The organism is Ruegeria arenilitoris, assembly GCF_013035315.1.
GTDB classification, from domain to species: domain Bacteria; phylum Pseudomonadota; class Alphaproteobacteria; order Rhodobacterales; family Rhodobacteraceae; genus Ruegeria; species Ruegeria arenilitoris_D.
Map to the genome: position 1 here is coordinate 16,755 of NZ_WQHP01000010.1, position 13,613 is coordinate 30,367.

At 59.1% G+C, this 13,613-nt stretch carries 17 protein-coding genes; 5 read left to right on the forward strand and 12 right to left on the reverse strand.

The features are described from left to right. Positions 1–45 precede the first annotated feature (45 nt). The gene (locus GOV53_RS18165; RefSeq protein WP_170469068.1) at positions 46–1,692 is read right to left on the reverse strand and encodes an electron transfer flavoprotein-ubiquinone oxidoreductase; all 1,647 of its coding nucleotides are present in this window, start codon (positions 1,690–1,692) and stop codon (positions 46–48) included. A 135-nt stretch (positions 1,693–1,827) separates the two neighbouring features. Next, positions 1,828–2,283, reverse strand: coding sequence for a redox-sensitive transcriptional activator SoxR (soxR, locus tag GOV53_RS18170; protein WP_170469070.1), 456 nt, complete (start codon positions 2,281–2,283; stop codon positions 1,828–1,830). Between the two features lie 87 nt (positions 2,284–2,370). On the opposite strand from soxR, the gene GOV53_RS18175 reads away from it, so the two are divergent. The 3 genes from GOV53_RS18175 to GOV53_RS18185 all read left to right on the forward strand — a co-directional run bounded on the left by GOV53_RS18175 (position 2,371) and on the right by GOV53_RS18185 (position 4,369). After that, positions 2,371–2,751 carry a VOC family protein gene (locus tag GOV53_RS18175; RefSeq protein WP_170469073.1) on the forward strand — a complete coding sequence of 127 codons (381 nt, stop codon included), beginning with the start codon at positions 2,371–2,373 and terminating at the stop codon, positions 2,749–2,751. 140 nt (positions 2,752–2,891) lie between these two features. Continuing rightward, positions 2,892–3,362, forward strand: coding sequence for a transcription elongation factor GreA (gene greA / locus GOV53_RS18180; RefSeq protein ID WP_170469076.1), 471 nt, complete (start codon positions 2,892–2,894; stop codon positions 3,360–3,362). Between the two features lie 14 nt (positions 3,363–3,376). Continuing rightward, positions 3,377–4,369, forward strand: a complete 993-nt coding sequence (locus GOV53_RS18185; protein ID WP_170426984.1) for a hypothetical protein — start codon at positions 3,377–3,379, stop codon at positions 4,367–4,369. Here GOV53_RS18185 and GOV53_RS18190 read toward each other — a convergent pair whose 3' ends face one another. From GOV53_RS18190 to GOV53_RS18210, 5 genes are all read right to left on the reverse strand, one after another. Next, entirely contained in the window at positions 4,370–5,635 is a 1,266-nt protein-coding gene (locus tag GOV53_RS18190; RefSeq protein WP_170469079.1) for a molybdopterin-binding protein, read from the reverse strand. It lies immediately after the preceding gene. Beyond that, positions 5,632–6,123: a molybdopterin-guanine dinucleotide biosynthesis protein B gene (gene mobB / locus GOV53_RS18195; protein WP_170469082.1), complete on the reverse strand. Its 492-nt coding sequence runs from the start codon at positions 6,121–6,123 to the stop codon at positions 5,632–5,634. Before mobB ends, GOV53_RS18190 begins: the two co-directional genes overlap by 4 nt. Continuing rightward, a complete protein-coding gene (gene mobA / locus GOV53_RS18200) occupies positions 6,120–6,764 on the reverse strand; it encodes a molybdenum cofactor guanylyltransferase MobA (RefSeq protein ID WP_170469085.1) in 645 nt (214 codons plus the stop codon). Before mobA ends, mobB begins: the two co-directional genes overlap by 4 nt. 59 nt (positions 6,765–6,823) lie before the next feature. Then, positions 6,824–7,777, reverse strand: coding sequence for an AEC family transporter (locus GOV53_RS18205; protein WP_170469088.1), 954 nt, complete (start codon positions 7,775–7,777; stop codon positions 6,824–6,826). 97 nt (positions 7,778–7,874) lie between these two features. Next, positions 7,875–8,816, reverse strand: coding sequence for a formate dehydrogenase accessory sulfurtransferase FdhD (locus tag GOV53_RS18210; protein ID WP_254439333.1), 942 nt, complete (start codon positions 8,814–8,816; stop codon positions 7,875–7,877). On the opposite strand from GOV53_RS18210, the gene GOV53_RS18215 reads away from it, so the two are divergent. Both GOV53_RS18215 and GOV53_RS18220 read left to right on the forward strand, forming a co-directional pair. Next, entirely contained in the window at positions 8,815–9,531 is a 717-nt protein-coding gene (locus tag GOV53_RS18215) for an AzlC family ABC transporter permease (protein ID WP_170469090.1), read from the forward strand. The two genes, GOV53_RS18210 and GOV53_RS18215, sit on opposite strands and share 2 nt — an antisense overlap. Continuing rightward, complete coding sequence (locus GOV53_RS18220; protein ID WP_170426978.1) at positions 9,528–9,860, forward strand: AzlD domain-containing protein; 333 nt, start codon at positions 9,528–9,530, stop codon at positions 9,858–9,860. Before GOV53_RS18215 ends, GOV53_RS18220 begins: the two co-directional genes overlap by 4 nt. On the opposite strand, the gene GOV53_RS18225 is transcribed toward GOV53_RS18220, so the two are convergent. The 5 genes from GOV53_RS18225 to GOV53_RS18245 all read right to left on the reverse strand — a co-directional run bounded on the left by GOV53_RS18225 (position 9,849) and on the right by GOV53_RS18245 (position 13,609). Then, on the reverse strand, positions 9,849–10,481 hold the full coding sequence (locus GOV53_RS18225) for a hypothetical protein (RefSeq protein ID WP_170426977.1): 633 nt from the start codon (positions 10,479–10,481) through the stop codon (positions 9,849–9,851). The two genes, GOV53_RS18220 and GOV53_RS18225, sit on opposite strands and share 12 nt — an antisense overlap. A gap of 20 nt (positions 10,482–10,501) precedes the next feature. Beyond that, on the reverse strand, positions 10,502–10,636 hold the full coding sequence (locus tag GOV53_RS18230) for an aa3-type cytochrome c oxidase subunit IV (RefSeq protein ID WP_170426976.1): 135 nt from the start codon (positions 10,634–10,636) through the stop codon (positions 10,502–10,504). 68 nt (positions 10,637–10,704) lie between these two features. Further along, a complete protein-coding gene (locus tag GOV53_RS18235; protein ID WP_170469093.1) occupies positions 10,705–11,265 on the reverse strand; it encodes a hypothetical protein in 561 nt (186 codons plus the stop codon). Next, positions 11,252–13,090 carry a glycerophosphodiester phosphodiesterase family protein gene (locus GOV53_RS18240; RefSeq protein WP_170469095.1) on the reverse strand — a complete coding sequence of 613 codons (1,839 nt, stop codon included), beginning with the start codon at positions 13,088–13,090 and terminating at the stop codon, positions 11,252–11,254. Before GOV53_RS18240 ends, GOV53_RS18235 begins: the two co-directional genes overlap by 14 nt. A gap of 66 nt (positions 13,091–13,156) precedes the next feature. Next, the gene (locus tag GOV53_RS18245; protein WP_170469097.1) at positions 13,157–13,609 is read right to left on the reverse strand and encodes a DUF6173 family protein; all 453 of its coding nucleotides are present in this window, start codon (positions 13,607–13,609) and stop codon (positions 13,157–13,159) included. Positions 13,610–13,613: the final 4 nt, after the last annotated feature.

Below are 13,613 nucleotides of genomic sequence, written 5' to 3' on the forward strand. Positions count from 1 at the left end.
GCAATGGCAAGGCCTTCACGACCCCGCCATTGCCCATGTTTTCGCTTACATGTTGGGATAGTTCGGTCCGTCCCCGCCCTGCGGCGTGGTCCAGGTGATGTTCTGGCTGGGATCCTTGATGTCGCAGGTTTTGCAGTGGACGCAGTTCTGGAAGTTGATGACGAATCGTGGGCCGTCTTCATCCTCGACCATCTCGTATACGCCTGCGGGGCAGTAACGCTGCGCCGGCTCGTCGAACTTGGGCAGGTTGACTTTGACCGGGATCGACGGATCAGCCAGCTTCAGATGGCAAGGCTGGCTTTCCTCGTGGTTGGTCATCGCAAACGATACGTTGGTCAGACGGTCAAACGACAGCGTGCCATCAGGCTTGGGATAGTCGATCGGCTGGTGCTTGCTGGCATCCTCGGTCGCTTCCGCGTCATTCTTGCCATGACCCAGAGTGCCCAGCAGTGAGAAGCCAAGCGTGTTGGTCCACATATCCATACCGCCCAGCATCAGGCTGGCCGTCAGGCCGTATTTCGACCACAGCGGCTTGACGTTGCGGACCTTCTTCAGGTCGCTGCCAATCGCGCCTTCACGGACATCGGTTTCATACGCGGTCAGTTCGTCGCCCGAACGGTCCGCTTTGATCGCGTCGAATGCCGCTTCGGCTGCCGCTTTGCCGGACAGCATCGCGTTGTGGTTGCCCTTGATGCGCGGCACATTGACCATACCCGCCGAACAACCCAGCAGCGCAACGCCCGGCGCAACCAGTTTTGGCATCGACTGATAACCGCCCTCGGTGATCGCACGCGCACCATAAGCGACGCGCTTGCCGCCTTTCAGCAGCTCGGCCACCATCGGGTGGTGCTTGAAGCGCTGGAATTCCATGTAGGGGTACAGGTGCGGGTTCTTGTAGTTCAGGTGAACCACGAAACCGACATAGACCTGATTGTTTTCAAGGTGATAGATGAATGACCCGCCACCCGCGTTGCTGCCCAGTGGCCAGCCCATGGTGTGCGTGACGCTGCCTTCCTTGTGCTTGGCCGGGTCAATCTCCCAGATTTCCTTCATGCCGACGCCGTATTTCTGCGGCTCTTTGCCAGCAGACAGGTCGTACTTGGCGATGACTTCCTTGGAGAGCGAACCGCGAACACCTTCCGACAGGAAGACATATTTGCCGTGCAGCTCCATGCCCGGCTCGGTGCCTGGACCATAGGATCCATCGGGCTCCAGGCCAAAGACACCGGCAACAACGCCTTTGACTTCGCCATTGTCGCCGTAAACCAGCTCGGAACAGGCCATGCCAGGGAAGATTTCAACGCCCAGCTCTTCGGCTTGCTCGGCCATCCAGCGGCAAACGTTGCCCATCGAGACGATGTAGTTGCCGTGGTTGTTCATCAGTGGCGGCATCGGGAAGTTGGGGATCCGGATCTTGCCCGCCTCACCCAGCATGTAGAAGTTGTCCTCGTGCACCGGCACGTTCAGCGGCGCGCCTTTTTCCTTCCAATCCGGGATCAGAGCGTCCAGCCCGCACGGGTCCAGGACTGCGCCTGACAGGATATGCGCACCCACTTCCGAACCCTTTTCCAGAACGACAACGTTCAGGTCGGCATCCAGCTGTTTCAGACGGATGGCCGCCGACAGGCCCGCGGGGCCTGCACCCACGATCACCACATCGTATTCCATCGCTTCGCGTTCAATCTCGGCCATCGCGGGCTCCTTAGCTAACTTTCCGAATTGGCGCTTTCACTGCGTGGTCTGCGCAATTTTGTTTCTCGGCTGATTACATGGTCTGAAAGACGTTGGTCAATCGAAACACGGCGTAACATTGCTGCAATGCGGCAGTTATGCCTCGGGAGAGTCCCCCATCAGGTACCTGGGACCGCTACCATTGGATTTGGCGCGGTCATCCGGGTTGTAAAGGGCGCATTTTGGCAAGCTGAGGCATCCGCAGCCGATACAGCCGTCCAAACTGTCGCGCAACCGCGTCAGCGTATCGATTCGGCGGTCCAAATGCGCCCGCAACCCAACGCTTATGGCTTTCCAATCCTGCGGTGTTGGCGTGCGGTTGCCGGGCAGTTCGGACAGAACCTCGCGAATTTCGGGCAGGGTCAGGCCGAATTGCTGGGCGATCATGACAAAGCTTAATCGCCGGATATCTGCCCGCTGATAGCGCCTTTGTCCGCCAGCATTGCGCCAGGGCGAGATCAGCCCCTGCGCCTCATAGTACCGGATTGCCGATACGGCCAATCCCGTGCGCCGCGCCAACGCGCCAATTGCCAACTCTTCGGACACAGCCATTTCACCCTCACAAAATACCTTGACCTAAAGTTAGGTTTAGAAATTACGGTGAGTCGGGACAAGCCTCAAGACTGAAAAGGAGATCCCATGATGGCGACGCTTGAACACACCAATTTCACCGTCCGCGACCCACAAGCTTCGGCTGCGTGGATGGAAAAGGTGTTCGGATGGAAAACACGATGGGAAGGCCCCGCCATTGCGGGTGGTTACACGGTTCACGTCGGCAGCCAGCACACTTACCTGGCGCTTTACGCACCCAGTGATCCCAAAGCGTCAAGCGAAAGCAGCTATGACATCGTCGGCGGGCTGAACCACGTAGGTGTTTTGGTCGAGGACATTGATGCCACCGAGCAGAAAGTGATTGATGCCGGGTTCACCCCCAAATCTCATGCGGATTACGAACCAGGGCGGCGCTTCTACTTCAACGATGACAATGACATCGAGTTCGAAGTGATTAGCTACGACTAGGCTGTAATCCGCGCGTTGCGCGACCGTACCCTCTTGCAATTCACGCCTCATTTGGGTCAGGTATCTGACGACCCATCACTTCGCCCCGACGCTTGTCTCATGCGGCGGGGCGAAACAATTTATGCGTGGACGACAAGAACATGGAAAAAATTCCAATGACGCCTGCGGGCAATGCCGCGCTCGAGGCGGAGCTTAAGAACCTCAAGTCCGTCGAGCGCCCGGCCATCATCGAAGCCATCGCCTCGGCGCGCGAACTGGGCGACCTTAAAGAAAACGCCGAGTATCACTCGGCCCGCGAAAAGCAGGGCTTTATCGAAGGCCGCATAAAAGAGCTGGAAGGCATCCTGTCGCTGGCCGATGTGATCGACCCCACCAAGCTGACCGGCGCAATCAAGTTTGGCGCCAAGGTGACGCTGGTGGACGAAGACACCGACGAGGAAAAGACCTGGCAGATCGTTGGCGAATACGAAGCCAACATCGAAAACGGCCTGCTGAACATCAAATCGCCCATTGCACGGGCATTGATCGGCAAAGAAGAAGGCGACAGTGTCGAAGTGCGCACGCCCGGTGGCGTGCGGTCATATGAAGTTCTGAATATCGAGTACGCCTGACCGGAGCCTTGACCATGTCAGAGCCCAATCCAGAACAGGATGCCGAACGGCCAACCCCGCTGGGGATCTACGACAAGCCTTCGCATCCTTCGGTGACCGAGATCGAGATAGTCGCCATTGCCCTGAGCGTGGTCTGGCTGATCGTATCGGTCGTGTTTCTGGTCCTGCCCGGCAAGGTCGATGGCGGCGGGTTCGTTGTGACTCTGCTGGCGGTGTTCATGCCGGTCGCGATGATTTGGGTCGCGGCCACCGCGATGCGTGCCAGCCGCGTCATGCGCGAAGAAAGCGCCCGGCTGCAAACAGCGATCGACGCAATCCGTCAGGCGTATGTGATCCAACAACAGCGTGCCGCCAGCCTTCAAGAACCGGGCGTCAGCAAAAAGCTGGACGAAATCGCCGAAGCCACCAAAAAAGCGGAAACCGCATTGGCGACGTTTTCGTCAAAACGAACCGAGCCGGCAAGGGGTGACAAACCGGCCCAAAGCGGCGACCAAACCTCGTTGGAGTTGGGCACTCCGGCGGAAGAGATTGCGCCGCCTCTGACAACGGATATTTTCATCCGCGCTCTGAACTTCCCTGAAACACAGGATGACGCCGCCGGGTTCGATGCCCTTCGTCTGGCGCTGCAGGATCGCAAGGTCGCACAACTGGTGCAGGCATCGCAGGATGTGCTGACTTTGTTGAGCCAGGAAGGCATCTACATGGACGACCTGCGCCCCGATATGGCCCGGCCAGAAATCTGGCGGCAGTTCGCACAGGGCGCACGTGGTCGCGCCGTGGCCGCATTGGGTGGCATTCGCGACCGGTCCTCGCTGGCGCTGACAGCGGCCCGGATGAAGCAGGACCCGATTTTCCGGGACGCCGCGCACCACTTCCTGCGCCGCTTCGATCACATGATTGTCGAGTTCGAGCCGGATGCCAGCGATGCGGACCTGACCGCCTTGGGCGACACACGCACTGCACGGGCATTCATGCTGCTGGGGCGTGTTGCAGGAACCTTTGACTGATCAAATTCCAAAGCTGCCATAGGGAATAAAGCGCACCAGATCACCCGGCGTGATGTGGCGTTCGCCATCCCCAATCTCAACCAGCCCTTCAGCCCAGCTGAGGCCACTTATCCTGCCCGACCCTTCCGATGCAAACACCTCGACCCGGCCGTCTCGGACACGGGCGCGCAGGTATTCACGACGCCCCGGCTTCTTGCGTTTCTCAAAATCCGCAGGCAGGTCAAAGCCCTGTGGAGCGGACCAGCCTTCACCCGCCATCAGGCCAAGCGCCGGGCGGGCAAAGATCAACGTGCAGACCATGGCAGCAACAGGGTTGCCCGGCAGGCCAAAGACTGGCGTCTTGTTCCACATCCCCAACGCCAGCGGACGACCTGGTTTCAAGGCGATGCGCCATTCCTGCATCGCTCCGGCTTCGCGCAACAGGGCCGAGACGTGGTCTTCGTCCCCCGCAGATGCGCCACCGCTGGTCAGGATGACGTCTGCCTGTTCCGCTGCCTGATCCAAGCGGTTGCGCAAATCGTCCCGGCTGTCTGACACCCGCCCCATATCAACCGGCTGAAAACCAAGACGGTCGACCAACGACAACAACATCGGACGGTTGGCATCGAAAATCTGACCCGGCCCGGCTGTGTGCCCGGGCTCGACCAACTCATCCCCAGTCGACAGGACCGCAACCCGCAGAACCTTGCGCAATGGCACATCGGATATCCCGGTCGCCGACAGCAGCGCCAGATCGGCAGGTGTCAACCTGCGCCCGGCGGGCAGCACCAGTTCCCCTGCGGCCACGTCCTCACCGGCTTTGCGAGTGTTCGCCCCCTGTTTCAGCGGGCCGTGAAAGGCGATGTGACCATCCTGAACAGTCACATCTTCTTCCAGTATCACCGTGTCCACACCGGCAGGAAGGGCCGCACCGGTCAAGACGCGCAATGCCATCCCGTTTGGCACGGCACCATCAAACGGTATCCCCGCCGCCGCGCGCCCCTGATGCAGGGGCATGACCTGCGGGCCATCCGGGGCTGCACCTGAGAACCCGTAACCATCCACGGCCGTATTCGGTTGAGGCGGATTTGACCGTTTCGCGCGAATATCTTGCGCAAGGATACGCCCCGAGGCTTGTTCCACAGGCAGAGTTTCAACCGCCGTCACTACAGAAAGCCGGTCCTGCAACAGGCCCAGCGCGTCGTCCACAGGCGTCCAGTTCACCCCGGCTGGCAAGGCAAAACAGTCGTTTCGCAGCGGTGGCGGAGAGATGTTCGGCGGCGTCATAACCCGACCTCCTGCAAGATGAACGCAGCAACCGCAGCAGTGTCGTTCAGATCAATAACGGGGACGTCCAATTTCAGCGGTGTGTCGCTGGCAACGGCGCGTATCGTGCTGTTCTCTTGCGCCATCAACGGATTACCTGCTTCGGCGCGAAAGGCCTCGACTTTGGGATGGTTTTCCCGTTTGAACCCTTCGATCAACACCAGATCAACCGGGGACAAGCGGGTCAGCAAATCGGCCAAAGGCGGTTCGGGCGCGCCGCGCAGCTCCTGCATCACCGCGACACGTTTACCAGAGGCCAACAACACCTCGGACGCGCCTGCTTCGCGATGGCGATAACTGTCCGTGCCCGGCTGATCCACATCCACCGCATGATGGGCATGTTTTACCGTCGAAACGGTGAATCCGCGCGCCGTGATCTCAGTCACCAACCGCTCCATCAACCCAGTCTTTCCGGCGTTTTTCCAACCGGTGACGCCGTAGACCCTCATACATGCTCCAGCAGCTGTTGTGCCCGCGTCAAATCGTCAGGCGTGTTGACGTTAAAGAAGGGATCAAACGGTTCAGCGGGGAACAGGGCCTCGCGCCCGTCATGCTTGTCGGTCCACAACACAACCTTGCGCAACCCACCGTTGAGAGCCTCGCGCAGATCATCGCGCAAAGCCACGGGCCACAGTCCAAAAGTCGGATGCCGGTTCACTCGCTTGCCGCCGCCCGATTTCAAAGCTTCGTCCCCGGTTCGCCGCGTAGTTGCCAGGACAAGTGGATGCGTTTGGCCGTCTGACGCTGCGACCAGCCTTTCGACCAGATCGCGCGGAAAGAACGGTGTATCGGCTGCAGCGGTGACGATACTGTCAGCCCCCTGCTCTGCGGCCCAGTCTAGGCCCGCCAGAACTCCGGCCAGGGGGCCAGCAAACCCTTCGATCGTATCGGGCAGGACGGGCAGGTTCAGATCGGCAAATCGTTCGGGATCACCATTTGCGTTCAGCGCTAGACCGCCCACTTGCGGTGTCAAACGGGCGATCACATGAGACAACAGGCTTTGCCCGCCGATGGTCAGCAAGCCCTTGTCACCACCCCCCATCCGAGTGGCCAGACCGCCTGCGAGGATTACGCCCAAAGGGGTGTTCATTGCCGCACCTTACTGCTTTCACCGAAGTGATCCGTTATTGGACACGTTGTAGATTGAACTCAGTTCAATTGGAACGCCGTTGGATACATATGGTGCAAGACAAACAGCCACATGATCAATGTGCCAACCGCCAGAAAGGATGTCGCTGACACGATATGCGCGGCAAGTTGCGGTTCCTGATCGTAGTGCTTGGCCAAGAGAAAGATGTTTTTGGCCGTGGGCACAGCTGCGGAAATGGTCGCCGCGATGGTCCAGAGCGGATCAAGACCAACAAGATGCGCCGCCAACAGGACAAGACCCGGTGCCACGATCAGTTTGACGACCGTCAGAGACAGGATCAGCGGCCCCGTCTGAACAATGGTCCGAACGCTGGTCGTGAACCCGATTGCAAACAGCGCCACCGCGGCCAAGGCCTGACTGAGAAGTTCCAAATAGTCGGAAACGGCGTCCGAAAAACCGATACCAGTAAAGGAATACACCACCCCCACAAGGGTTGCGGCAATGATGGGGTTCTTCAGGACGTTCAACAGGATCTTGTAGATTGGCGTTTTGGTATTTGCTTTGTGCCCCGCCGAGCTTTGCAGAACGGTTGTCATCACCAACAACAAGATCGCGACGACAAGGTTTGCCAGAACGGCTGGCAACGCCCCCTTGGACCCAAAGATCGCGTGCAGGATCGGCAGGGCAACCAACGCCGTGTTCGACGCCACACCTGCAAAAGCAGCCACGGTTGCCGAGCCCACTTGGAACCCAACTACTGTCTTGAGCCCCAGAAACAAAACGGCAAACAGCGCCAGCAAGGTTCCACCGTAAGAGATGTAGAAGCCATAGTTCAGAAGGTTCGCGAACTCTTCCTGCCCGATCAGGTAGAACATGATGGCCGGAATCAGGACATAGACGGCAAACTGCACCAGTGCGTCGGATGTCTCCTTGCTCAGCAAGCTCGTCCAGGAAAACGCATACCCGGTCAGGATCACCGCAAAGACCGGCGCAATGAGATTGATCAGCTCCATAGCGTACTCGGAAGGCCAAAACCCTTATCGGCCCAGCTTAGAGCATATCCATCGGAATTCGCAGAACTTTTTCGGATCGACTACAGGCGGCAGGAAATCAGGCCTGCGAGCTTTTCCTTTTGTGCTTTTTGTCTTCGACCGGAACTGTTGACGGGTCCACATCCCGAACCAGCCGATCCTCGCCCGACAGACACACGAACCGCTGCCCCCGCATGCGTCCGATCAGGGTCAGGCCAACTTCGCGCGCGATCTCAACGCCCCAGGCGGTGAAACCTGACCGAGACGCAAGCACGGGAATGCCCATCATTGCCGTTTTGATCACCATCTCCGAGGTCAATCGACCGGTGGTGTAGAGGATCTTATCCTCGGCAACCTCGCCCTCGGACAGCATCCAGCCTGCGATTTTGTCGACCGCATTGTGGCGGCCCACATCCTCCATATAGACCAGAGGGCGGTTTTCGCGGCACAGAACCGTGCCGTGGATCGCTCCGGCCTCTAGGTACAGGGACGGGGTCCGGTTGATCTTGGCGGCTAGCTCATACAGCCAAGAGGTTCGCACCTGAACTTGTGGCAGGCGGACATCCTCCAGCCCCTCCATCATGTCGCCAAACACCGTACCTACGGCACAACCGCTGGTGCGGGTCTTTTTCTTCAGCTTGTCCTCGTACGAGGTCTCGCGTGCGGTGCGCACGACCACGGTTTCCAGATCATCATCGTATTCGACGCGTGTGATCTGGTCGTCAGCCAGCAGCATCCCCTGATTGCGCAGGAAGCCCAATGCCAGATATTCCGGATAATCGCCAATCGTCATTGCGGTCACGATTTCCTGCGAATTGAGGAAAATGGTCAGAGGGCGCTCTTCGACCACCGAGATCTGGCTGGCCTCGCCATTCTGGTCCACGCCCTCAACGGCGCGGGTCAATCGCGGCGCGCCGGGATCGGGGGCGATGATGTAGTCTGACAGGTTCTGTTCCGTGGCCAATTGCAACCCTTTCCCAAGACCGCTACTGCTGCGGTCAACACCATAGGATTTAGCCATGGCAGACACCACATCCAAGTCATACTTCTGGAAGGGTTTTCGAGACGGAACTCCGTTTATCTTTGTGGCGATTCCCTTTGGTACCCTGTTCGGCGTGTTTGCGACCGAGGCTGGCCTGAACATCGTCCAGACGATGGCCTTCACGTCGACCGTGTTTGCGGGGGCAGCCCAGTTCGCCGCATTGCAATTGCTGCAGGACCAGACCCCGACTGCGATTATCCTGATTTCTGCCCTGGCGGTGAACCTGCGGATGGCGATGTATTCCGCCTCGTTGACGCCTTATCTGGGTGCTGCGCCGATGTGGCAAAGGGCCTGCGCAGCTTATCTGACTGTTGACCAGTCTTACGCAAGCTCGATCGATCAGTTTGAGAAAGAGCCGAACATGACCGTTCCCCAGCGCATGGCGTATTTTGTGGGTTCGGTCACGCCCATTACACCGCTTTGGATACTGGCAACTTACCTCGGGGCGGTATTGGGTACGCGAATCCCGGAAAGCTGGGCATTGGATTTTGCCTTGCCGATCACGTTTCTGGCCATGATCGGACCGATGATGCGCACCTTCCCACATGTTGTGGCTGCGCTGGTGGCCATTATCGTCTCGCTGCTGACAGTAGGAATTCCATTCAATCTGGGTCTGCTGATCGCAGGTTGCGCTGGCATGATTGCAGGGGCGCAGGCCGAAGTGATTGCTGAACGCAGAAAGGTCAACGCGTGACCCAGCCGGATCCCGTCACTATCTGGACGATCATCGTCGGGCTTGCAATCGGCAGCTACGCCTTGCGGTTCGTCTTCATCGGTTTGGTTGGCGACCGCCCGATGCCGCCGTGGCTGCTGCGCCATCTGCGCTATACCGCCGTGGCCATCATTCCCGCCCTGATCGCCCCGTTGGTCGTCTGGCCGACGGCGACGGGCGGCCAACCCGATATCCCGCGCATGGCAGCGGCAGCCGTCGCGGTTACCGTTGGCTTGTTCACCAAAAACGTAATTGCCGCGATCTTTTCGGGCGCGGGTACATTGTACAGTCTTCTGTATCTACTGGGCTGAGGTCGTTTCCAGCTGGTTCAGACGTTCGTTGTTGAAAGCCAGACCCTTTTGCAGGTCCGCATCGTCGTTTTCACGATATTCAGCCGTTTGCACACCCGGCAACTCGCCAAACTGTTCGGACAATTTGACAGGGTAAAACGTTGTCTTGATCTGCTCGAAACCCGGCACCTGCTGCAACAGTTGCGCAGTCGAATTGGCGCAGAATGCACCGGCCACCGGGCCTGATTGTTTTGCCAACTGCAACGCGATCTCGGCCTGTTGGGGCGACACCTCGATCGTCTGGATACGTGCGTAGTGTGTCTCACGTGCGTGGCTGCTGCGATAGGCGCGCTCGACATTCGGAGTGATACCGTACAGCACATCATCCTTGATCGGCACCACATCCGCCCGGAACGAGCCCGCAGGATCAAAGATCACCCGCTCACTGCCGCTGATCATCAGCGACGTGTGCGCACCCGACCCTGTCCGTGTGCTGATCATCGTGTAAAGAGTCAGGGTCGACGGCCCCGGATCCCGGTAGGACCGCGCCGCTACTTCAGCCAAGTCCGCCTGTGGTCGCTGCGACCCAGCGCAGCCCGCAACGGTTGCTGCCAGAAGGCAGGCACACAAAATCCTGATCACGGTCGACCCCGTTTCTTGGATTAAGAGGCGAAAACCGCCAGGAACAGGCAAAGGAAGGCGATGGCAACCACACACCAGGTGGTCGCTTTGATGAAGCCATCAAAGGTTTTGGTTTGAACAGTGATGTCCATTTCGCCGTGCTTGTGTTCAGCCATGTGTCTCAGATTCCCAATTCGCGTGTTTGAGATGTTGGATAATCGAAAATCCGAGGCCTGTCACCACGTCATTCGCGCGCAGGCGTCAAAGGTGCGAACACCGAGCATCCGGGATACCCAAACCCCCATCGCCACGGCAGCCCCGAACAAGGCCCGCCGCCAAAACGAACGGCTGCGAACATCGCCTCTGCCGTGACGGAATGAGCGGTGCGAATCTGCTCGGGCGTCATGTCGTACCGTTCGGCGTATTCATCGGCATGGTCTGCGCCGTGCTGGCTGACGCAGGCGCGCAAGGTGTCATCGGCAGACAGACGCGCCGTATAGCTGTCTTCGGCCCGAAGGGCACCACCCGCGTGGTGATAGGCGCGGTCATGGGCGACACAGCAATACTCCCACGGTGGATGCGCCTCATAAAGTGCACGAAAACTGGGAAACGTATCAGCCACAAAACGCCAGCTGGTCGACAACCCGCCCGAGCATCCATCGGTCTCAAACGGCGACAATTCGGCACCGCCCCTTTGCGCCATAAGCGCACGATGAGCGGGCAATTCAAACGTGCGCATGACATCCTGCGCCATCGCCGATGCAGCAGTCAGAGCAAGGACCGCCGCCAGACTAAGGGCTTTCATCGCGCATCGCCTGAGTATCAACGGACATGCCGAAGGTTGTGGCCAGCCACAGCATCAAACGTTCGCCCGGGCCCATTTCTGCCCGCACGCGCAGCACTTCGTTTGCCATCGCGGGCCGGTCGGTGATCAAGCCGTCCACCCCCATCGACGCCATGGCTGACATCTGCAGCGGATCATTAACCGTCCAAACATAGATATCCTTGCCCGCCGCATGCACTGAATTCACCAATCCGGGTGTTGCAATCGCTGCATTCACGGCAACAAAATCACCCTCTAGTCCCGACAGATCGCCCACGGCGGTCGCCGCCAGGACCCCCGCCCGCCACTCGGGCCGGATGGATTTCATCTTTTGTACGGCCGGGTACTTCAGCGACATCGTGGCGATATCGTCTTGCATACCAAGTTCTTCGACAATGGCGGCGACGCGGTTTTCCAGATCGACATCGTGACCGTAGTACTTCAGTTCAATGATGACCTTGGCCTTGCCTTTTGCGGCCTCCAGAACCTCGCGCAGCGTTGGCGTGCGTTCTTCTGCGTATTCTGGGCCGAACCAACTGCCGATATCGATCTGGGCGATATCCTCCATCGTTGCATCCCAGACCTTTAGGTCAACGCCAGCCAATTTCATGAAGTCGCTGTCATGGGCGACGATCACCACATCGTCCGCGGATTCCTGAACATCGATTTCAACCCAGTCGGCCCCGTCCTCGATCGCCTTCATAACCGACGCCATGGTGTTTTCGGGCCGCAGCGCAGCTGCACCGCGATGGCCTATTACCTCGGCCCGGTCTGGGGCTTGGACGCGTTCCAACAGGTACTGTCCAAACCACAGCCCGATAAACACGGCGACGGCTGCCGCGCCAACTGCCGCCAACAACGGCACGCGCAGGCTGCCGGGTTCAGGATGGGGCGGCTCAGATGTCTCGATCTCGAAGAACCCGTCCAGCAAAACGGCAAGCGCGCCAAGTGCCGTTGCCGCCAGAACCAAACCGGCCAGTGACCAGATACCGGCGACACCCAAGCTGTAGATTAGCGCCAGGCGCAGGTTCGCGGCCCCTTGCAGGGGGACCAGCGCGAACAGAAGCCCGGACACCCAAGCGATCAGCGCCGCAATGACTAGGCGCATCCCCAGCCATACAGCCAGTTCTATCTTGAGGCGCCCGCGCTTGCCCTCCATCCGGTTGGCGCTGACGTTGAACGCATGTCCCGGATGGACGCCTTCAAACAGCACCAAATGCAGTGACAGGGCCCAGGCCGAAAGACGGCGGATCAAAACCCAAGCCATGACCAGCACAACCGCGCCGATCATTACCACAGCCAGCCAAAACGATGGCGGTTGGAAGGTCAGGTAATAGTTGATGTCAAATTCCGTCAGCGTCCACCACGCGATCAGCGCGGACACGGCTGCAAATGGCACGATCAGCACGAGAACCCGCAGCACAAACCGAACGGCAAAGCCGAACAGCGCAGGCAGGCGCGACAAGATAAGACCAATGGCTGAACTGCCGGCGCGCCACGGGTCGGACTCTCCCATCCGCAAGGAACCCGCCATGACCGAGAAAACAAAGACCTCGGCCAGCAAAAACAGGCTGAGCACGGCGACGGCGGCGATGAAACCTGCCGGTGACAGAATGAACGCAGCGATGGCCTGATCTGTCAGCGCGGTTTGGTTGGACAACCGCACCGCCAGGTTCACAATGATGGCCACCCCGGGCGCGATCAGTGCGACCAGCAGCAAGCGCACCACGAAATAGATGGGAACAAACACGCGTCGGCGCGCCCATGCGCCTTTGTACGCAGTTGAAACAGCTGAGAAATGAGTCACGCGCGAACGCCCCCTTGAAGATGAACTCATTCAAGGCTGCGCAGACGTGAATTGCAAGTCAGGCGGTCAGCTTTCTTCCAGATCCGCGGCCAATCGGAAGCCGATGCGGTTGGCGGGCTTGTCCTCGACCGATTTGGGCAGGGCCCGCAACATGACGTTCAGCTGACTGATATGCTGCACCAATTGGGTCCGCGCCCCAGTCGCGTCGGACCCGTAGAAGGTGATGATGTCGGGATCAAAATACCCCATTCCCTCGATCCGCATGACGCCTGCGTCCCCACCAGTGAAGCCCATCGCGACCTCTTGGTCGCCGGTCAGCGTCTTTTCGAAGTTCTGGATGTACAGGATCAGCCGCTCATAGGCCCATTGCGCCGGGCTTTTGGTCTCAACCGGTTTCTGCAGCTGGCCGGGCAAATCCTTGTTGCCCGACTCGGCCTCGGGGTTGGCATGCACTTCGTAACAGCGGGGCAGTGCCGCAGCTTCGGCGGCTTCGGCCGATGTTTCGATCTGATCCTGCATGGCT